This window comes from Rhizobium sp. S152 (assembly GCF_030380735.1).
GTDB lineage: Bacteria > Pseudomonadota > Alphaproteobacteria > Rhizobiales > Rhizobiaceae > Rhizobium.
Genome location: NZ_JAUDRZ010000030.1, coordinates 586,298 through 604,770, shown reverse-complemented (window position 1 = coordinate 604,770; position 18,473 = coordinate 586,298). Strand labels below are relative to the sequence as shown.

General features: G+C 62.5%; 18 protein-coding genes, 2 tRNA genes and 1 pseudogene. 6 read left to right on the top strand and 15 right to left on the bottom strand.

The window, feature by feature from the left end:
* Positions 1–17: 17 nt before the first annotated feature.
* Positions 18–791, top strand: a complete 774-nt coding sequence (locus QTL95_RS27775; RefSeq protein ID WP_037177935.1) for an amino acid ABC transporter ATP-binding protein — start codon at positions 18–20, stop codon at positions 789–791.
* A 454-nt stretch (positions 792–1,245) separates the two neighbouring features.
* Here QTL95_RS27775 and QTL95_RS27770 read toward each other — a convergent pair whose 3' ends face one another.
* Positions 1,246–1,680, bottom strand: coding sequence for a hypothetical protein (locus tag QTL95_RS27770; RefSeq protein WP_037177933.1), 435 nt, complete (start codon positions 1,678–1,680; stop codon positions 1,246–1,248).
* A 379-nt stretch (positions 1,681–2,059) separates the two neighbouring features.
* On the opposite strand from QTL95_RS27770, the gene QTL95_RS27765 reads away from it, so the two are divergent.
* A tRNA-Glu gene (locus tag QTL95_RS27765) sits at positions 2,060–2,134 on the top strand.
* 114 nt (positions 2,135–2,248) lie between these two features.
* On the opposite strand, the gene QTL95_RS27760 is transcribed toward QTL95_RS27765, so the two are convergent.
* The 3 genes from QTL95_RS27760 to QTL95_RS27750 form a co-directional block, all read right to left on the bottom strand.
* The gene (locus tag QTL95_RS27760; protein WP_442981358.1) at positions 2,249–3,589 is read right to left on the bottom strand and encodes a glycerate kinase type-2 family protein; all 1,341 of its coding nucleotides are present in this window, start codon (positions 3,587–3,589) and stop codon (positions 2,249–2,251) included.
* Between the two features lie 78 nt (positions 3,590–3,667).
* On the bottom strand, positions 3,668–4,894 hold the full coding sequence (locus QTL95_RS27755; protein ID WP_289723047.1) for an adenylate/guanylate cyclase domain-containing protein: 1,227 nt from the start codon (positions 4,892–4,894) through the stop codon (positions 3,668–3,670).
* A 128-nt stretch (positions 4,895–5,022) separates the two neighbouring features.
* Positions 5,023–5,787 carry a TIM barrel protein gene (locus QTL95_RS27750; protein ID WP_289723046.1) on the bottom strand — a complete coding sequence of 255 codons (765 nt, stop codon included), beginning with the start codon at positions 5,785–5,787 and terminating at the stop codon, positions 5,023–5,025.
* On the opposite strand from QTL95_RS27750, the gene QTL95_RS27745 reads away from it, so the two are divergent.
* A complete protein-coding gene (locus QTL95_RS27745) occupies positions 5,786–5,989 on the top strand; it encodes a hypothetical protein (protein WP_289723045.1) in 204 nt (67 codons plus the stop codon). The two genes, QTL95_RS27750 and QTL95_RS27745, sit on opposite strands and share 2 nt — an antisense overlap.
* Positions 5,990–6,002: 13 nt before the next feature.
* Here QTL95_RS27745 and QTL95_RS27740 read toward each other — a convergent pair whose 3' ends face one another.
* From QTL95_RS27740 to QTL95_RS27700, 9 genes and pseudogenes are all read right to left on the bottom strand, one after another.
* Positions 6,003–6,191, bottom strand: a complete 189-nt coding sequence (locus tag QTL95_RS27740) for a hypothetical protein (protein WP_289723044.1) — start codon at positions 6,189–6,191, stop codon at positions 6,003–6,005.
* Between the two features lie 267 nt (positions 6,192–6,458).
* A pseudogene (locus QTL95_RS27735) lies at positions 6,459–6,679 on the bottom strand (hypothetical protein).
* Positions 6,680–6,879: 200 nt separating this feature from the next.
* Positions 6,880–6,955 (bottom strand) — tRNA-Lys (locus tag QTL95_RS27730).
* A 127-nt stretch (positions 6,956–7,082) separates the two neighbouring features.
* Positions 7,083–7,994, bottom strand: a complete 912-nt coding sequence (locus QTL95_RS27725; protein ID WP_289723043.1) for a PhzF family phenazine biosynthesis protein — start codon at positions 7,992–7,994, stop codon at positions 7,083–7,085.
* Positions 7,995–8,059: 65 nt separating this feature from the next.
* The gene (locus tag QTL95_RS27720) at positions 8,060–8,800 is read right to left on the bottom strand and encodes an NUDIX hydrolase (protein WP_289723042.1); all 741 of its coding nucleotides are present in this window, start codon (positions 8,798–8,800) and stop codon (positions 8,060–8,062) included.
* Between the two features lie 11 nt (positions 8,801–8,811).
* On the bottom strand, positions 8,812–9,921 hold the full coding sequence (locus QTL95_RS27715) for an endonuclease/exonuclease/phosphatase family protein (RefSeq protein WP_289723041.1): 1,110 nt from the start codon (positions 9,919–9,921) through the stop codon (positions 8,812–8,814).
* A 70-nt stretch (positions 9,922–9,991) separates the two neighbouring features.
* Complete coding sequence (locus QTL95_RS27710; protein ID WP_289723040.1) at positions 9,992–11,020, bottom strand: ABC transporter ATP-binding protein; 1,029 nt, start codon at positions 11,018–11,020, stop codon at positions 9,992–9,994.
* Positions 11,008–12,702 carry an ABC transporter permease gene (locus QTL95_RS27705; RefSeq protein ID WP_289723039.1) on the bottom strand — a complete coding sequence of 565 codons (1,695 nt, stop codon included), beginning with the start codon at positions 12,700–12,702 and terminating at the stop codon, positions 11,008–11,010. Before QTL95_RS27705 ends, QTL95_RS27710 begins: the two co-directional genes overlap by 13 nt.
* A gap of 10 nt (positions 12,703–12,712) precedes the next feature.
* The gene (locus tag QTL95_RS27700) at positions 12,713–13,690 is read right to left on the bottom strand and encodes an ABC transporter substrate-binding protein (RefSeq protein ID WP_289723038.1); all 978 of its coding nucleotides are present in this window, start codon (positions 13,688–13,690) and stop codon (positions 12,713–12,715) included.
* Positions 13,691–13,859: 169 nt separating this feature from the next.
* On the opposite strand from QTL95_RS27700, the gene QTL95_RS27695 reads away from it, so the two are divergent.
* On the top strand, positions 13,860–14,918 hold the full coding sequence (locus tag QTL95_RS27695) for an aldo/keto reductase (RefSeq protein WP_289723037.1): 1,059 nt from the start codon (positions 13,860–13,862) through the stop codon (positions 14,916–14,918).
* An 18-nt stretch (positions 14,919–14,936) separates the two neighbouring features.
* Here QTL95_RS27695 and QTL95_RS27690 read toward each other — a convergent pair whose 3' ends face one another.
* Complete coding sequence (locus tag QTL95_RS27690; RefSeq protein WP_289723036.1) at positions 14,937–16,160, bottom strand: aminotransferase-like domain-containing protein; 1,224 nt, start codon at positions 16,158–16,160, stop codon at positions 14,937–14,939.
* A 201-nt stretch (positions 16,161–16,361) separates the two neighbouring features.
* Here QTL95_RS27690 and QTL95_RS27685 point away from each other — a divergent pair, with 201 nt between their 5' ends.
* The gene (locus tag QTL95_RS27685; protein ID WP_289723035.1) at positions 16,362–17,462 is read left to right on the top strand and encodes a branched-chain amino acid aminotransferase; all 1,101 of its coding nucleotides are present in this window, start codon (positions 16,362–16,364) and stop codon (positions 17,460–17,462) included.
* An 83-nt stretch (positions 17,463–17,545) separates the two neighbouring features.
* Here the strand turns inward: QTL95_RS27685 and QTL95_RS27680 are convergent, their stop codons facing one another.
* On the bottom strand, positions 17,546–18,034 hold the full coding sequence (locus tag QTL95_RS27680; RefSeq protein ID WP_289723034.1) for a YidB family protein: 489 nt from the start codon (positions 18,032–18,034) through the stop codon (positions 17,546–17,548).
* Between the two features lie 143 nt (positions 18,035–18,177).
* Between QTL95_RS27680 and QTL95_RS27675 the strand changes: the two genes are divergently transcribed.
* Positions 18,178–18,435 carry a GlsB/YeaQ/YmgE family stress response membrane protein gene (locus QTL95_RS27675; RefSeq protein ID WP_289723033.1) on the top strand — a complete coding sequence of 86 codons (258 nt, stop codon included), beginning with the start codon at positions 18,178–18,180 and terminating at the stop codon, positions 18,433–18,435.
* Positions 18,436–18,473 lie beyond the last annotated feature (38 nt).

The following is an 18,473-nucleotide window of genomic DNA, read 5'->3' as shown; positions in this document are numbered from 1 at the left end:
GACGTAAGGGAAAAATCATGGCTGAAGCCCAACCCAAGAAGATGACCGTGTCGGCAACGGATGTTGCCATCGAGATCATCGGCATGAACAAGTGGTACGGTGATTTCCACGTGCTGCGCGACATCAACCTGAAGGTCATGCGCGGCGAGCGCATCGTCATCGCCGGTCCGTCGGGCTCGGGCAAATCGACGATGATCCGCTGCATCAACCGTCTGGAAGAGCACCAGCAGGGCCAGATCATCGTCGATGGCGTCGAACTGACCAACGACCTGAAGAAGATCGACGAAGTGCGCCGCGAAGTCGGCATGGTGTTCCAGCATTTCAACCTCTTCCCGCACCTGACGATCCTGGAAAACTGCACGCTGGCGCCGATCTGGGTGCGCAAGATGCCGAAGAAGCAGGCCGAAGAGATCGCCATGCACTTCCTCAAGCGCGTCAAGATTCCCGAGCAGGCCAACAAGTATCCGGGCCAGCTCTCCGGCGGCCAGCAGCAGCGCGTGGCGATCGCCCGGTCGCTGTGCATGAACCCGAAGATCATGCTGTTCGACGAGCCGACCTCGGCGCTCGATCCCGAGATGATCAAGGAAGTGCTGGAGACTATGGTCGGCCTTGCCGAAGAAGGCATGACCATGCTCTGCGTCACCCACGAAATGGGCTTCGCCCGCCAGGTCGCCAACCGCGTGATCTTCATGGACCAGGGCCAGATCGTCGAACAGAACTCGCCGGCCGAGTTCTTCGACAATCCGCAGCACGAGCGCACCAAGCTCTTCCTGAGCCAGATCCTGCACTAGGACGATCGGCTCCAGCCGCTACGCTTGACGACCCGCCCGGCCATGCCGCGGCGGGTTTTTATATGGGATCACCGCCGAGGGCGGCAGGCTGCGGCGGATTCTGGCGTAAGGCCCGAAAGAGGCGGTGGCGATCGAGAGAAACGCCGACGCCTCCCCATTCTCGGCGTCATCCTCGGCCAACGTGCCGAGGGATCTAAGCACGCCGCCGGCAATGCAACGGTGTGGGTCAAGCAGAGTGGGTGAAGCCAAGGCGGGGGATGCGGCCGCTGGGCGCCAAGTGTCCATTCACGTCGCGCGAATGGAGGGACCGGCAGATGCTCGGCACGAGGCCAAGCATGACGACGGGCAGCGGAGCCACCGTCGGCGACCCATTGAATGAAGACGGTTCCGACTGCGATCCAACCGACCGGCGGGACGGCGGCTGCCGTCCCCGTAAAGCTTGGCAGTGCCGAACTCAGCCCTTCAGCTTGGCATTGCAGAGGCTGTAGAAACCGCCGCCCTTCTGGATCCATTTCAGGCCGTTCAGGGTGTTGGCGTCCTTGTTCTGGTGATAGGCGTCGACGCAGGTGTGCATGCGGCCCTTGCCGGGCGTTTCGCTGCTGTACTTCGTCGAGATGGCCGTCGGGAATTTGACGCCTGACGGAGCCTTGGTCGTCGGCTTTTCCGGCTCCTCGCCGGTCGCAAGCGTGACATCGGGCTCGGCGGTGGCATCCGCTCCGCATTGGGCCTTGCGGAAATCGTTCCACTTCATGTCCTTGGCGGAACCGTCGGCCTGAGCCGACTTGTACTTGGCGCTGCACTCCTTCATCGAGAGCGCCGCGGATGGCGATGCGAAGGCAAGCGCGCCGAGCAGGGAAACGGATGCAAGAATAGTCAGATGCTTGATCATGATCTTCCTCCAATGCCACGGATGGGGGCATGGCGAACTATCCGTCCGGCCGATTTTCTTGTCAACGCGACAATTTGGGCGAAGGGCGGATGCGATTTTCGTTTGCCACGGAAGGACTTATGGCAGCGGATGACCTGCCCTGCGCCGGTATCGAAGACTTGTTCGACGCCATCCGGCGGAAACGCCTTTCAAGCCTACTCGCCCGCGCTGGCGACCACCGACAATGCAGGAAATACGTCATAGATATCAGATAGATGGCTACGTTATCCCAGTGGACATTTGCCCAGATGAAGAAAAAATGACGCCATTCCCATTTTTTCGCGTTTTGCCGCTTGCGGGAATCCAAGTGCCTGATTATAAGGGCGCCACCACGAAGGAAGCGCCCTTCGTCTATCGGTTAGGACACCAGATTTTCATTCTGGGAAGAGGGGTTCGACTCCCCTAGGGCGTGCCACTTCTCTCGCGTTGCGAGATTGATTTTCAAGAACAATCAAAACACTACAGCCGGTCTTTCGAGCTATTGTTGAGCTCGCGCCTGTAGCGTCCCGAGGGCGCTAGACAGCCTCCCTCAGCTCACCACGAACGCCCTGAAATCATTCACATTGGTTCCTGTCGGCCCTGGCACGAAAAGGTCGTCGATCAGGTCGAAGGCGGACCATGCGTCGTGGCCGGAGAGAAGCGCACGGGCGTCGCCGCCCCTCGCCCGGATCCGCGCCACCGTCGTACCGTCGCAGAAAGCGCCGGCATTGTCTTCCGAGCCGTCGATGCCATCGGTATCGGCCGCGAGCCCGACGATGCCATCGGTGCCCTGCAGGTCGAGCGCCGAGGATAAAAGCAGTTCGGAGTTGCGCCCGCCTTTGCCGTAGCTGCCGCCGCCGATCGTCACCGTCGTCTCGCCGCCGGACAGAAGAACGAATGGCTTCTGGGCGATGCGCTGCGTTTGCGCGAACTCCTTGGCGAGCGCGGCATGCATGCGCCCGATATCGCGCGCCTCGCCCTCAATGCAATCGGACAGTATGATCGGCTCTACGCCCTCGGCACGCGCATGTGCCGCGGCCGCATCGAGCGAAACGCGGGCCGAGGCGATGACATACACCTCGTTACGCGCAAAGACCGTGTCCTCCGGGCGTGGCGCCCTTACGGAACGGATGTGGTCGATCATGCGCGGATCGAGTTCGATGCGATAATTGCGGATCAGCCTCAATGCCTCCTCCGCGTCCGACAGGTCGGGCACGGTGGGGCCAGAAGCGACGAAGGCGGGGTTGTCGCCGGGAACGTCGGAGACCACGAGGCTGACGACCCGCGCCGGGTAGGCCTGCGCCGCCAAGCGGCCACCTTTGATTCGCGAGAAGTGCTTGCGGATCACGTTCATCGCCGATATCGGCGCGCCCGACGCCAGCAGTGCTTCGTTAAGCGCGATCTCGTCGGCCAGCGTAAAGCCAAAGGGCGGCGCCGGCAGCAGCGAAGAGCCGCCGCCCGAAATCAGCGCCACGACCAGATCGTCACCGGTCAGCCCATGCAGATGATTGAGTAGCGCCTCGCCCGCGACCAGACCGGCCCGGTCGGGCACCGGATGGGCCGCCTGGAGGATACCCGTCTGCGCGCAGCTCTCCACCGGCCCGTGCCGCGCTACCACCAGACCGTCGAGGGGGCCGTCCCATGCCTTCTCAAACGCGGCTGCCATCTGGCTCGCGGCCTTGCCGGCGCCGACGACAATGGTTCGCCCCTTGGGGCGCTGCGGCAGATGCCTAACGATCGCGTCGTAGGGGTCCGCCGCCGCCACCGCCGTTTGAAACAGGGACGCCAGAAAGGCACGAGACCGAGCGATATCCAAACCTGATGCCCTCCACGCGACGGCACCCCGGGATGGTGCCGGCCGCCCCCACGGCGGCTTGCTGTCGACCGACATTGCCGCCGTTGCCGCCGCAGATCAACCCCTCCCGGCCCACCGGCCCGGCACCCGGGGAGCACTCAACCGCTTCCTGCGTTACGCCGCTGAAAAGGCGAACACATCCACGGGCTCGCCGAGGCCCCTGAGCGGATAGGAACCAAGGCTTTCCATCGCCTTTTGGCACCCCGCCAGTTCGACGAAGGCGCGTGACAGAAGCACCGGCCGCTTGATCTCCTTGGTCAGCGCCTCAAGCCGCGAAGCGATATTGACGGCCGGACCGATGACCGTGAAATCCAGCCGCCGGCGCGAGCCGATATTGCCGTACATGACGTCACCGACATGCACACCAATTCCATAGCGCAGCACTTGTCGACCATCCCGCCTGTTCTGCTCATTGAGCGTTTCCATGCCTACCTGCGCCTCGCGAATCGCCTGCAGCAGGTTGGCGCAGGCATTGGGGTCGGTGAGCGGGAAGATGGCCAACATGCCGTCGCCCATGAATTTAAGAATCTCGCCCCCATGCTTTTCGATCGGTTCCGACATCGCGTCGAAATAGCCGTTCAGCAGGTCGATAACGTCGTCGCGCGGCCAGTGGTCGGAGATATTGGTGAAATCGCGCAGGTCGCAGATGAGGATCGCCGCGCCGACGGTGGCGCCGCTACCGCGCGTGGTCGCGCCGGCGAGAATCTGCTCGCTCGCATGCGGGCCGACGTAGGTCTGCAGCAGCGTGCGCGCCATGATGTTCTTGATGCGGATTTCCGTAACCAGCGTGACGGCGGGCAGGAGATCCTTGAGGAACGCTACATGTTCCGGTGTGAAGCCACCCGGCCTGTCGCTGCAGAAGGTCATGATGTGGCGCTTTCCGAGCGTGTGGTACATCGGCCAGGCGATGTAATCGGTCAGCCCATCGCGCTGCAGCTCGTCATAGAACGGATAATGCCCATCGCCCTCGCGCATCGTATCCAGCCTCTGGCGCACCTCGGCGGCACCACTGAAAATATCGTTGACGGGGCTGTTGAGAAACTGCGAGGTGGTCTCGACGCCGTAGTCGAAGGTGGTGATCTTCGCCTCCTTCAATCCTGTCGTCCACAGGATGCGCGCACCAAGCCACTGCGGATGGTGCGTGCGGAAATGCAGGGTTGACCGCGCGACGGGAATGCCAGCCTCGCGTAGCCGCTCGCACATCTCGACCAGGATATTGTCGATGAACCGCTGGTCGCGCGTATCGTTGATCAGCCAATCGAGAATGCCGTTGCGCTCGGAGGGCCAGATGCCCTCCCGATGGGCCCTAGAGGTTCGAACTTCCTGTGAAACCGATGACATGGCGCCGCTCCAAAATGAATAAAATCGACCTCCGCCGGCAAGGCGGAGAAGCCCTCATGATCCCGTAGATGGTGTAGCCGGCTGCCAATTGGAATGGCGGCGATTGTGAAGAATCAACGACGTCCCGCTCAGCCCAGAAGGCGACGCGTGGCGGCGATCGTCTCGGCGCTCGGCTTGAGCGGCCGATATTCGAGCCCCACCGCACCCTCATAACCACTGGCAAACAGCCAGTCCACCCGTTGCTTCAGGTCGATCCCACCGCTGCCCGGCTCGTTGCGGCCGGGATGGTCGGCAATATGGATATGCAGCACGCCGTCGATGTCGGAGCCGATGACATCGGCCGTATCCTCGCCCATTACAGCGGAATGGTAGACGTCGTAGATGATACCGATCTCCTCCCGGCCGGTCGCTCTTGCTATATCGAGCCCCTCGCGCGTCGAGGGCAGAAAATAGCCCACATGGTCGATCAGCGTGTTGAGGGGCTCCACGCCGAGGCGTACCCCGCTGCCGGCAAGCACCTCGCCGGCGGCCGCCAGCGTCTCGGTCAGCGCGTCCCTCTGCTCCTGCCGCGACCTGCCGTCAAGGTCGTTCCCGGCCTGAGCGATCAGCGTCCGCGCGCCCAGCCGCCGCGCCACCTCGACCGACGCTTTCAACCCCTCCAGAAAGGCCGGCTTGTTGGCGATATCGGTAAGCGGGATCATCGGCTCGGCGACGAAGCTCGCCAGCGGCATGCCGGTTTCCTTCAAGGCCCGCTCGATGCTGCCGATATCCTTGTTGGTCCATTTCCAGAATTCGACAGCCTCTACGCCGTGTTTGCGCGCGAGCCGGATACGGTCGGCGACATCAGCCGCTTCGTCAGCGAACAGCCACTCTATACAGGCGGAAAGTCTCATGGCGATCTCACTCCCCTCGTTCATCGCATTGGCGATGAGTGGACGACATAAGGATGGTGGATTGCAAGCCGCAACTTCGATTACCGACAGCGGGCAAGCCCATGGACGCGCAAAAGCCGCCGCAGCGATCAGTGACCAATCATGGCGACGACGTTTTGCCTCGACAGACAAACAAGGCCCGTCCGATTGGGACGAGCCTTGAATGTTATTACGGGTTAGCCGGTGCCGGTGCGGCGGGTGCCGGAGATGCCGGCGGCGTTGCCGGTGCGGGCTCGGCTGCCGGAGGCGGCGTTGCTGCCGGCGGTGTCGCGGCCGGTGGCGTTGCCGGAGATGCCGGTGGCGTCGCGGGCTCGGATGCCGTTGGCGCGGAAGCCGGCGGAGCGCCGCTTTCCGATCTCGGCCAATAGCTTACCGCAAGAGCGACCACGACGACGATGACGGCCAGCGCAATCAACAGGGTTCTGGACGAACCACCGCTTCGGGTCGGTACAGGATCGGGACGGTTGAAATCGTTTGTCATATATACTCCTCCTCACATCGCAATAACGAATATGTGAGCGATAGGTTCCAAACGATTTTCAATTAACGCAAGATTTGCCGTTGGTTGGCTCTTGCGCAAGTTGCTCAAACGGACCCGCGAGGCTCGGCATTCCCGTAGGAAGCGGAAAACGTCACTCGACGAGAAAGTCCGGACCGGTCCGCTGCGAGGTTAGTTTGAGCGTTCCGTCAACTTTCCGAGAAACGTGTGCTTGACCACCGTTCCCGGTCGATAGGGAGAATGCACGACGCGGCCATAGGTAAGGCTTCCCGGTATCGGCTCCATTGGCGGAACTGTCGTCGTACATCCGGCAAGCGTCAATGCAGTCAGAACCGCCAAGATCGTCTTCATCACTGTTACTCCACCATCAGCCCGAACACTATTCTTTGCCACATCGGCACCCGCGATCAAGCGGCGATTCGTGTTCAAGCAGGGCGTCGAAAATGAAAAAACCGGCAAGGATCGCCTGTGATCCAACGGTCACAAATCGACGATATCAAGCTTCAGGTTCTGATTTATCCAATCAGCGTAAGATATTATTTTCAGGAAGAAAATGGTGGGTGATGTAGGGCTCGAACCTACGACCCGCTGATTAAGAGTCAGCTGCTCTACCAACTGAGCTAATCACCCGTCCGCCGCGCTTGTTTGCGTGGTGTGAGGGGGCGTATAAACAGGATCGTTCGGCTTGTCTAGCGCCTCTCCAAAAAATCTTCGAATAATTTCGAAGTTTTTTGTGCAACGCCGAAAATCAATGAAATCAAAGCTCCAACGTGCCGCTGGCGACGCGCACGGCCTTGCCGCCGATCCGGGCATTGGCGATCGCCCCGCCCTCGATATCCATGTGCAGGTGAATGAAGGATGGCCGGCCCATCTCCACGCCCTGCTCCACCATCACTCCGTGGTGGCCATCGGTGAGCTTGTCGAAATGGTTGATCGCACCGGACAAGGCCGCCACCGCCGAGCCCGTCGCCGGATCCTCGACGATCCCCATGCCGCTCGCAAACATCCGCGCATGGAACTTGGCGACATGGTTCACGCCGCCGCGACAATAGACATAGGCCGAGGCCAGCGCGCCATCGACGAACGGCACCGTCTCCTCCCAGAGCTGCGGGTCGAAATCGAGACGCTGCGCCGCGCCGACATCGTGCACCGGGATCATCAGGAACGGCACCCCAGCACTCCAAAGCGACGGAACATGATTTTCGAAGCCGATCTCGGTCACTTTCAGCGACAGCGCATTGGCGATTCCCAGCCGGTCGAGCGGCATGTTGATCTGCTGCGATTTGCGCGGCAGGTCGAATTCGGCGAAGCTCGCCTCGCCTTCCGCCAGCCTGACCGCGCAGCGCACCGGCCCGATATTCTCCTCAAGCACCGACACCAGATCGAGCGTCGAGCCGCCATGCGCTTGCTCGGCGAGCGCGATCGCCGTCCCGACGGTCGGATGCCCGGCGAAGGGCAACTCGCGGCCAGGCGTGAAAATTCTGATTCTGGCGACATAGGCGGGATTGCCCGGGCGCTGCACGAAGACGGTCTCGGAAAGGTTCATCTCCTTGGCGATGCACTGCATCGCCTCGTCGCTCAGGTCATCGGCATCGTAGATGATGGCGAGCGGGTTGCCGGCGAGCTTGCGGTCGGTGAATACGTCATAGACGCTGTAGCTGCGCGCCACATCTTCCTCCTGGTCTCGGTCCTCGTGACGCCAAACTGCCCGACCGGAGAACCGAGCGCAAGGCGTTAAGCGACGCCATTCTCCGCGAAATACCAGTCGATGACGGGAAGCATGGCGATGTTATAGGGCTGCGCCGAGTGGTCGGCCGAACGGATCACAACCGGCCCGGCAATCTCGTCGTCCTCGGCAACCAGCATGTGTGCATGGATCTTCTCGACGATCTCGTCGGCGCTAAGGTCGAAGCGAAACAGCCGCAGCACCGTCACGGTGCGCCGCACGCGGCTGGCATAGTAACTATCGCCGACAGTCGCGTCCCTGAGATCCAGCCCGGTTTCCTCCAGCACCTCGCGGCGCATGTTGGCCTCCACGTCGCAGCGCCCGTCCGCCACATCCATCGGTTCGAGCGAACCGGCGGCGAAATAGACCTGGCCGGGATTGGCCGTATGCGCGCCCATGCGGATCGCCACCAGCGCCCCGTCATTGGTGGCGATGACGGGATAGGCAAAGAGATGAATGCCGCCACGCCGGTCCGCCTGCCGGCGCCACCACATGAAGCAGGAAAAGGGGATGACATGCGCTTCGCCCGATATCCCCTTTTCGCTCAGCGCCAGCCGCTTCTGGAAGATCATCTCGCCGTCGAACAGCGCCGGGTTGGCGGCCGTCTCCTTCGCCCAGTTTTCCCGGATCGCGGCCTCGTCGGACAGGTGAAGGGGGTGCCGGCCCGGCAAGACCTTGAGGTCTAGACCCGCGACCGGAAAAACGGTCTGCTCCGGCGGCCAGCCGGCGAAACCCTCTGAACAATCCATCTCAAATCCACTCATTTCAAATCGAGTTCCATCACGACAGGGCAATGATCCGACGCTTTCGGCCGGTCCCAGCCGGTGCGAGGATAACGCTCGACCGCCTGGCCCGGCGGAAACACCGTGCGAAAGGGCTGGCCGTTGCGGATGATCTCCGGCAGGCGCCCGGCATTGGTCCGCGCCAGCGCCGGCGAGAGCCAGATATAATCGAGCTGGCACAGCCACTGCTCCTCCGGTCCCCGCGCGTGATAAAGCGTCCAGCGATCGAGGGGATCGCGACGCCGCACGACGTTCTCCGCGAAGCCGTCGCGGCTGAGTTCGTCGAGCGCGCTTTCGCTCTCGTCCTCATGTTTGAACGAATAGCCGGTCCGCCGCCGCCCGATCACGTCGACGCGCTCCTGGTAGTCGTTCATGTCACCGCAGATGACGAAGCGCTTGCCATCCGTGTTTCCAGCCCCGAAGCGATCCTCGATGATCCGCCGAACCGCCCTCGCCTCGGCGCGGCGAATCGGCATGGTATAGCGCCGGCCGTCCACGCCCTCGCGCGGCCCACCCATCGACTTGAAGTGCACGACGTAAAGCGTCATGGGGACGCCGCCGATCCTGAGATCAACCTCCAGGCAGTCGCGCTTGAAGATCTTGTCGTCGATATGGGCGTTCTGCGCCAGCTCGTCGTTGAAGAGACCGAATTCGCGATAGGTGCTCATCGCGTGGCTCTTGATCTCGACGAGTTCGATCTTCTGTCCGTCGCGGGTTTCCTCGCGCATCAGCACCGCGACGTCGATGCCGCGGCTGTCATTACCTTCGACCAGATACTTTTGCCGGTAGCCGTTGCCGACCATGCGGAAAAGATAGCCGTATTCGAAGGCCTGCAGCGCCTCCATGTTGTCGATCTCCTGCAGGCAGAGGATATCGGCATCCGCATCGGCGATGGCGAGCGCCGTCATCTGCCTGGTATCGTCGGTGGAGGCGATGACGCGGGCCTGCTCCAGCTGCTGGTAGACGCCCTCGCTTCTGACCTCGAAGAGCTTGATCACCCGGTCCTGGCGCAGCTGGTTTCGAAATCCGGTGAAGTCGAACCGCGTCATGAGGTTTTCGACGTTGAAGGTGGCAATGCGTAAAGACATCAGGCACTTCCGGTTGGTCTTGCGCCAACACTAGCCAGCAAATCCCGCTTCGAAAAGCCCGCTTTACCGATCATAGCCGCCAGGCGCCGCGCACGATGGCGCGGACCTCGTCGCCGACGGCAAGCCTCGACCGGCTGAAAGCCCTGAGGATCTGCCCATCCGCAAGCCTGAGCCGCGCTGCGTAGCGCTCACCTTCGTAGAGCACGGATTCGACCGTCGCCGCGATCCCCTCGCCGCCGAGAACGACATCCTCCTGCCGGATCAGAATATCCGACCGAGACGACGAGGCACCCTCGTCTGCGAACAGCGGCTCGACCGCCATCCAGTCGAGCCGCCTGACGTCACCATCAGGAGACCTCAGCGAAAGGATCGCCCCGCGCCCGATCAGCCCGCCGACGATCCGCCCCTCCGGTCGCGCATAAATATCGTCCGGCGGCGCCACCTGCAGCAGCTGCCCTTCCGACATCACCGCGACATCCGTCGCCAGCGCCATCGCCTCACTCTGGTCGTGTGTGACATAGACCATCGTCGCGCCGGAGCGCTGGTGGAACTCGCGAAACGTCTCCTCCATCTCCTGCTTCAGGTGCCGATCGAGATTGGCGAGCGGCTCGTCGAGCAGCACCACGTCGGGCGACGTCACGAGGCAGCGCGCCAGCGCCACGCGCTGCCGCTGCCCGCCGGAGAGATCGGCCGGACGCCGCTCTGCATAGGCCTCTAGCCTGACGGTCGACAGCGCCTCACCGACCTTCTTTCGATAGGCCTCGCCCGAGATCCCGCGCACCTTCAGCGGATAGCCGACATTGTCGGCAACGCTCATATGCGGCCAGAGCGCATAGGACTGGAACACCATCGCCATGTTGCGCCTTTCCGGCGGCAGCGATTGCGAGGCGTCGGCGAGCAGCCGTTCGCCGAGATGCAGCGACCCATCCGTCGGCGTCTCGAAGCCGGCGATCATGCGAAGCACCGTTGTCTTGCCGCAACCGGATGGCCCGAGCAGCGCCAGGAAGCCGCCTTCGCGCACGTCGAGCGAGAGATCGGAGACGGCAGCGCGGCCGGTGCCGAAATCCTTGGCGACGCGATTGAGGATCAGTTTCGCCACGGCACAACTCCCTTCGGCAGCCGCTTTGCCATCAGTTCCAGAAGCAGCATCATGAAAACGACCATGAGAACGACGAGCACCGACAGCGCCGAAGCGAGATCGGAGCTGCCGCTGTCATCGAGATTGTAGATAGCAACGCCGAGCGTCTGCGTGCCCGCCGACCAGAGCAGCGCCGAGATGGTGAGCTCGTTGCAGGCGATCAAAAAGACGAGGATCACCGAGGCGCCGGCCGCCGGCGCGATCAGCGGCACGATGATATCCTTCAGCCTCCGGAAGAACCCCGCCCCCGACAGCCGCGCCGCCTCTTCCAGCGCCGGATCGAGCTGGTGGAAGGCGCTGACGACAGGCTTGAGGCTGACAGCGAAGAAGCTCGAAAGATAGGCGATCAGGATGATCCAGACCGTGCCGTAGATCGTCACGTTGATCAGCGGGATCGGTGCCGCGAAGACGAGGATGAACGACACCGCAACGACGATCCCAGGCAGCGAATACGGAATCTCGATAACGCTGGCGACGACGCGCCCGAACAGGTCCCTGCGCCGCGTCAGCGCATAGGCGGCAAGCACGGTCACCACAAGGAGACACAAGGCGGTTCCCGCCGCCAGCGACAGCGAATTGACGAAGGCCGTGCGCGTCACCGCCTGCCTGAACAGGATCTCGGAGAAGGCGTGGAATGTCATCGTCTTGAAGGTCAGCGGCACGCCATAGGCCGGCACCAGCGCGCCCGCGAGCAGCGCGAAAAAGGGTGCGGCCAGCATGAAGAAGATGAGGATCCAGAGCACCGGCGCAAACAGGAGCTTCCAGTATCCGAGCTCGAAGGTCGCTGTCGCGCCCGAAAAACCGAGCACGCGGTAATCGCGCCCGCGCAGCGCGCGGTCCTGGATCGCAAGCCCCGCCACCGAGATGATCGCGATGATCGCCGAGAGCAGCGCGACATCGCCGAAGGTGCGGCTGGTGAAGGCCGAGAACTTGGTGAAAATCAGCGTCGGCAGCGTGTAGATCGACGCCGGGATGCCGAGAATGGCTGGAATGCCGAAATTGCCGGTGCAGGAGACGAACGAGATCGCCGCCCCCGCAATGATCCCCGGCAGCGACAGCGGCAGGATGATGTCGCGAAACACCCGGAAACTGGACGCCCCCGAAAGACGCGCCGCCTCGACCCCGTCGCGCGGCAGCGACATCAGGCTGGCGCGCAGCGCCAGATAGACCAACGGCGCATGCTGCACGCCGTAGAGCAGCGCAATGCCGCCGATCGAATAGAGCGGCTGCGGCGAGCCCAGCGGCGGCGCGATATGCAACGCCTTCAGAAGCGGGCTCGACGGCCCCGACATCTGCACCCAGGCAAGTGCCGTCACCTGCGGCGGGATCATCATCGGCAGCACGAAGAGAAAGCTGATCAGCCCTTTGGCCCTGATATCGGTGAGCGTCAGCAGGAAGGAGAAGGCGCAGCCGATCGCAAGCGAGATGATCGTCCCGAGGACGGCGGTCACCAGCGTGTAATAAGTCGCCGACCAGAGCGCCGGATCGGACAGAACGGCAATGGCGCCGCCATTGGCGAGTGCGGCGACACCCGTCATCGCCAGCCGCGCAAGCGGCAGCACGCTGAGGATGAGAACGATCAGAACGATAACAGGAAACAGCCAGACGGGCTGGCTGTTTCCTGGACGCACATATCCGTACATCGAGATGAGATCAGTTCGAGCCGTAGATGCCCGAGAAGGTCTTCAGGTCGGCATCGGTGTTCTTCAGCGCGGAGGCAGCGTTGATCGGCAGCACCTTGATTGTGTCGCGGGCCGGGAAACCTTCCGGAACCTTCATGCCGTTGCGCGCCGGGATATAGCCGAGCTTGACGAAGCCTTCCTGGCCCTTTTCCGAGAGCACGTAATCGACAAACTTCTTGGCGGCGTCGGCGTTCTTGGCGGTCGAGAGAATGCCGACCGGCTCGGTCACGGCGGATACGCCTTCCGTCGGGAAGACGAACTCGACCGGCGCGCCCTTGGCCTTCTCGCGGATTGGCATGTAGTCGACGATCATGCCGTAGGCCTTCTCGCCCGATGCAACGGCCTTGAGGATACCGCCGTTACCGCCGGCAGCGGTTGCGCCGTTTGCAGCCAGATCCTTGTAGAAATCCCAGCCGAGACCATCGACGCCGGCAAGTGTCTGCGCGTGGATGAGTGCCGCACCCGAGGTCAGCGGGCTCGGCATGGTGACGAGGCCCTTGGCTTCCGGCTTCGTCAGATCCTTCCAGCTCGTCGGCTTCAGCGAGGCCGACGTGTTGTAGATGATACCCGTCGTGATCAGCTTGGTCGAATAGTAGTAACCGTCGGCGTCGTAGAGCGATGCGTCGTAGTTGGCGGCCTCAGGCGACTTGTAGGCCATCAGCTTTCCGGCTTCCTTGAGGCGCTCCAGCGTCACCGTGTCGGCGATCAGCAAAACGTCGGCGACAGGATTGCCGGCCTCGATCTCGGCCTGCAGCTTGGCCATGATCTTCGGCGTGCCGTCACGCACCCAGTCGACCTTGATATCGGGATTGGCGGCCATGAAGCCATCGACGGTTGCCTGCGCATCCTCGTTCGGCTGGCTGGTGTAGAGCACCAGGTTTTCGGCGGATGCGGGGATGGCAAAGAGGCTGGCAGCGAGAAGTGCTGCGGCGGAAACGATCGTCTTCATGGATAATGCCCTCGGTGATGGAAGGCCCGTTCATTAGACAGCTGGATTAACACGATTGTGACAGTTGCCATTTGCCAATCGCCGCGCCGTCCGCCCCTTGACCCGTTCCCCTCACCCCTATCTTCTAGCCCGCGTTTTGATTTTCGATTTCGGGACAGGAGGAAGTCTTATGGAATATCGTCAGTTGGGCCGTTCGGGCCTCAGGGTTTCGACCCTCACCATGGGCACCATGACCTTCGGCGGCAAGGGCTGGGCAAAGACCGTGGGCGACCTCGGCGTCTCGGAAGCCCGCCGTCTGGTCGACATGTGCATCGACGCCGGCGTCAACTTGATCGACACGGCAGACGTCTATTCGGCCGGTGCCTCGGAGGAGATCATCGGCGAGATCCTCGGCGGCGTCAGGAAGAACGGCACGCTAATCGCCACCAAGGCGCGCTTCCCGATGGGCGAAGGCCCGAACGATGCCGGCAACTCGCGCTACCACCTGATCAGCGCCTGCGAAGCCAGCCTCAAGCGCATGAAGACCGATGTCATCGATCTCTACCAGGTGCACGAATGGGACGGCCAGACGCCGCTCGAGGAAACGCTGGAAGCGCTCGACACGCTGGTCAAGCAGGGCAAGGTCCGCTACGTCGGTTGCTCCAACTTCTCCGGCTGGCACATCATGAAGGCGCTTGGCATCAGCGAGCGCGAGCACCGCGAACGCTTCGTCAGCCAGCAGATCCACTACACGCTGGAGGCCCGCGACGCCGAATTCGAGCTGCTGCCGATCAGCCTCGACCAGGGGCTGGGCGTGCTGGTCTGGAGCCCGCTTGCCGGCGGTCTTCTGTCGGGCAAGCACCGCCGCAACCAGGCCGCGCCCGAAGGCACCCGCCAGTTCGCCGGCTGGACGGAACCGCCGATCCGCGACGAGAACCGCCTGTGGAATATCGTGGAAACGCTGGTATCGGTCGCTGAAAGCCGGAACGTCTCGGCAGCCCAGGTGGCGCTTGCCTGGCTGCTTGGTCGCCAGGCGGTGACGTCGGTCATCATCGGCGGCCGCACGGAAGCGCAATTCAAGGACAATCTGGCGGCGGCCGACCTGAAGCTGTCGGCGGAAGAGCGCAAGCGGCTCGACGATGTCAGCCTGCCGCAGCTGCTCTATCCCTACTGGCACCAGCGCAACACCGCCAGCGACAGGCTTGGCGAGGCCGATCTATCCCTGCTCGGCCCCCACCTCGACAAATAGCATGAAATCATCGGCGGCCTACTGGCCGCCGATCTCGCCTGCGATCAGCTTGCCGAGCCGGGCGATGCCCTCCTCGATCTTTTCCTCGTTGCTCGACGAGAAGCTCATGCGCAGGGTGTTCTCGCCCGAACCATCGGCAAAGAAGGCGCGGCCCGGCACGAAGGCGACCTTGACGGTCTCGATCGCCTTGGCGAGCAGCTTCGCCCCATCCATGCCCTTTGGCAGCGTCACCCAGACGAACATGCCGCCTTCCGGCTTCGTCCAAGTCACGCCTTCAGGCATGTGCTTTTGGAGCGCCGCCAGCATCGTGTCGCGACGCTTGCTGTAGGCAGCCTTGATCTTGGCGACCTGGGCGTCGAAGCCCTTGCGCGCCACTTCGGCAATGGCGATCTGGTTGATCGTCGAGGAATGCAGGTCGGCCGCCTGCTTCATCAGCACCAGCTTGCGGATGACGGCGGCGTTGGCGACGATGAAGCCGACGCGCAGGCCCGGCGCCAGCGTCTTGGAGAAAGAGCCGCAATAGATCGTCCGCGTCTTCTCGATGTCGCCCTTCTCGGCGATCTCGAGCGACAGGATCGGCGGGATCGCCTCGCCGTCGTAGCGCAGCGACTGGTAGGCGGCGTCCTCGATAATGGCAATGTCCATCTCGTCGGCGAGCCTGATCAGCTTTTCGCGCCCTGCGAGGTCGACGGTCTCGCCGGTCGGGTTGGAGAAATCGGCGGAGAGGTAGGCGAACTTAACCTTGCCGCCAGCCTTCTCGGCTTGCGCCTTGTAGGAGGCCGGCGTGCGGTTGCCGTTGGGCGCCAGCTGGTCGTAGGCCGGCTCATAGGCGTTGAAGGCCTGCAACGCCCCGAGATAGGTCGGCCATGTCACCAGCGCGGTGTCGTTGGGCGACAGGAACAGCTTGCCGAGATAATCGAGGCCCTGCTGCGAACCCGAGACGATGAAGACGTTGTCGAGGCTGCAAGAGATGCCGAGCTTCCCCATCTCCCCCACCAGCCATTCGCGCAGCGGCTTGTAGCCTTCACTGACAGAATACTGCAGCGCCGAATTGACCGCCGTGCTGTCGAAGATATCCGAATAGGCTTGCTTGAACTCCTTGTCGGGAAACAGCGCCGGATCGGGAATTCCGCCCGCAAACGAGATGATGTCGGGTTGGTCGAGCAGCTTAAGGAGCTCTCTGATTTCCGATGCGCGCATCCGCGACGAACGCGTTGCAAAGATGTTTTCCCAATTGAGCATGGGGCTTCCTCGTAATTTTTTGTCTTTACTGGACAACACCACGCAATAAATGATAAGTCAACATTGCTGACCTATTTGTTTGCTACCGTGACAATTTTCGGGTCTTTTAATGCGAAAGTAGCCGAAATCGGCCTTTGCAAAGCACACCCGGCGGCAGTAGTGTCGCCGCCGAAATCAAACAGGCTATGAAGGTGCCAGGAAATGACCGCGTCGTCGAATACCCATGAAATCAAAATAGAATTCCACACGTCCCCGGTCTCCGACGCCGACCGTATCAAGGCACTGGAAACACCCGGTTTCGGTAAGGTCTTCACCGATCATATGGTGCTGGCGAAGTGGACATCAGACAAGGGCTGGCACGATGCCAAGGTCACGCCGCGCCGTCCCCTCGAGCTCGACCCCGCCAGCGCCGTGCTGCACTATGCCCAGGAAATCTTCGAGGGCATGAAGGCCTACAAGGCCGAGGATGGCCGCATCCTGCTGTTCCGTCCCGAGCAGAACGCCCAGCGCTTCAACCAGTCGGCCGAGCGCATGGCGATGCCCGAGGTTCCCGAAGACCTCTTCCTCAAGGCGGTCGAAGAGCTCGTGCGCATCGACAAGAACTGGATCCCGTCGGGCGACGGCAGCCTCTATCTTCGCCCATTCATGTTCGCCAACGAGGCCTTCCTCGGCGTTCGCCCGGCGCAGGAATACATCTTCTGCGTCATCGCTTCGCCTGTTGGCGCCTATTTCAAGGGCGGCGCCAAGGCTGTGTCGCTCTGGGTCGAAACCGAATACACGCGCGCGGCAGCTGGCGGCACCGGTGCTGCCAAGTGCGGCGGCAACTACGCGGCCAGCCTCGTCGCCCAGGCGGAAGCCGCCAAGAAGAATTGTGATCAGGTCGTCTTCCTCGATGCCGCGGAACACCGCTGGATCGAGGAACTCGGCGGCATGAACGTCTTCTTCGTCATGAACGACGGCACCGTCGTCACCCCGCCGCTCGGCGGCACGATCCTGCCCGGCATCACCCGCGCCTCGGTCATCGTTCTCGCGAAAGAAAAGGGCCTCAAGGTAGAGCAGCGTCCCTACTCCTTCGCCGAGTGGCAGGCTGATGCTGAAAGCGGCAAGCTGGTGGAAGCATTCGCCTGCGGCACCGCGGCGGTGCTTGCCGGCATCGGCCTCGTCCGCCACGCCGGCGGCGAGTTCAAGGTCGGCGACGGCGAAACCGGCAAGCTGACGACGGACCTGCGCAACGAGCTGGTCGGCCTGCAGAAGGGCGTCACCAACGACGAGCGCGGCTGGACCCGCCGCATCATGGCGTAAGCCAACGGATAGCTTCGGAATACGAAAGGCCGGCGAAGTTCCCTCCGCCGGCCTTTTCATTGGCAATGATGAGACTGCTCTCCTCAGGAGCGCAAGAGAGCGGCGATCTGCGCCTGGCTCGGGATCTGCCCCTGCGGCGTCAGCTTGTCGACGACGCCGGGCAAAACCTTGGAGAGTTGGTTGAGCAACTCCTGCTCGCTGATTCCAGCCTGCCGCGCCAGATCGCTGATGGTCTGCGAGCCCAACGCGTTCTCCAGACTGCCCGGCGCGATCGGCTCGTTCTGGCCCGGCTTCACCCAGGAATCCGCGACCGACCCCTGCCCGGCCTCCGCGAGCTTGCCGAGCAGTCCGCCCAACCCGCCGAGACCACCCAGGCCGCCCGCGAGCCCGCCGAGATTGCCCAGCAGACCGCCATCGTCAGCACCTGCGCTGGCCGGCTGGTTCGGCTGCTGTGTTTTCTCCGCCTCGCCGCCGCCACCGCCGAGCAGCTTGCCGACTAGCAACGCGCCGAGAGCGATCATGATCGGCTTGGATATATTTCCGCCCGGAACGGCGTCATCAAAGAGTCCCATGCCATTCTCCTTTCGATTTTCTTGACGAGAAGAGTGAAACGACAACGAGAGGCCCCGTCGGAGCCTTGAATTTCTGATCCATCTATTTAGCTTAAAATGGGAGATGGCCGAAATATTCGGCCAATCAAGGAGGGGATCATCAGATGTCTGTTATCGGCTGGATTATTCTTGGATTGATCGCAGGTTTTATTGGCAGCAAGATCGTCAACAAGACCGGTTCCGGAATGCTCATGGATATCGTGCTCGGCATCGTCGGCGCGATTGTCGGCGGCGTGATCTTCACCTTCTTCGGCGCAGCCGGAGTGACCGGCTTCAACATCTATAGCTTGCTGGTCGCGGTCGTTGGCGCCGTCGTCGTGCTCTGGCTCTACCACGCGATCAACGGACGCCGCTCGATCTGACAGCGAACGTCGCGACGGAGCGTACTGCCGCGAGCAGC

Bases quoted from the DNA above. Each gene is read 5' to 3' on its own strand.
- QTL95_RS27745 (WP_289723045.1), top strand. From the start codon at position 5,786: ATGGCGATCTCACTCCCCTCGTTCATCGCATTGGCGATGAGTGGACGA.
- QTL95_RS27680 (WP_289723034.1), bottom strand. From the start codon at position 18,034: ATGGGACTCTTTGATGACGCCGTTCCGGGCGGAAATATATCCAAGCCG.
- QTL95_RS27705 (WP_289723039.1), bottom strand. From the start codon at position 12,702: ATGTACGGATATGTGCGTCCAGGAAACAGCCAGCCCGTCTGGCTGTTT.
- QTL95_RS27770 (WP_037177933.1), bottom strand. From the start codon at position 1,680: ATGATCAAGCATCTGACTATTCTTGCATCCGTTTCCCTGCTCGGCGCG.
- QTL95_RS27775 (WP_037177935.1), top strand. From the start codon at position 18: ATGGCTGAAGCCCAACCCAAGAAGATGACCGTGTCGGCAACGGATGTT.
- QTL95_RS27720 (WP_289723042.1), bottom strand. From the start codon at position 8,800: ATGGATTGTTCAGAGGGTTTCGCCGGCTGGCCGCCGGAGCAGACCGTT.
- QTL95_RS27685 (WP_289723035.1), top strand. From the start codon at position 16,362: ATGACCGCGTCGTCGAATACCCATGAAATCAAAATAGAATTCCACACG.
- QTL95_RS27675 (WP_289723033.1), top strand. From the start codon at position 18,178: ATGTCTGTTATCGGCTGGATTATTCTTGGATTGATCGCAGGTTTTATT.
- QTL95_RS27700 (WP_289723038.1), bottom strand. From the start codon at position 13,690: ATGAAGACGATCGTTTCCGCCGCAGCACTTCTCGCTGCCAGCCTCTTT.
- QTL95_RS27750 (WP_289723046.1), bottom strand. From the start codon at position 5,787: ATGAGACTTTCCGCCTGTATAGAGTGGCTGTTCGCTGACGAAGCGGCT.
- QTL95_RS27695 (WP_289723037.1), top strand. From the start codon at position 13,860: ATGGAATATCGTCAGTTGGGCCGTTCGGGCCTCAGGGTTTCGACCCTC.
- QTL95_RS27760 (WP_442981358.1), bottom strand. From the start codon at position 3,589: ATGTCGGTCGACAGCAAGCCGCCGTGGGGGCGGCCGGCACCATCCCGG.
- QTL95_RS27690 (WP_289723036.1), bottom strand. From the start codon at position 16,160: ATGCTCAATTGGGAAAACATCTTTGCAACGCGTTCGTCGCGGATGCGC.
- QTL95_RS27755 (WP_289723047.1), bottom strand. From the start codon at position 4,894: ATGTCATCGGTTTCACAGGAAGTTCGAACCTCTAGGGCCCATCGGGAG.
- QTL95_RS27715 (WP_289723041.1), bottom strand. From the start codon at position 9,921: ATGTCTTTACGCATTGCCACCTTCAACGTCGAAAACCTCATGACGCGG.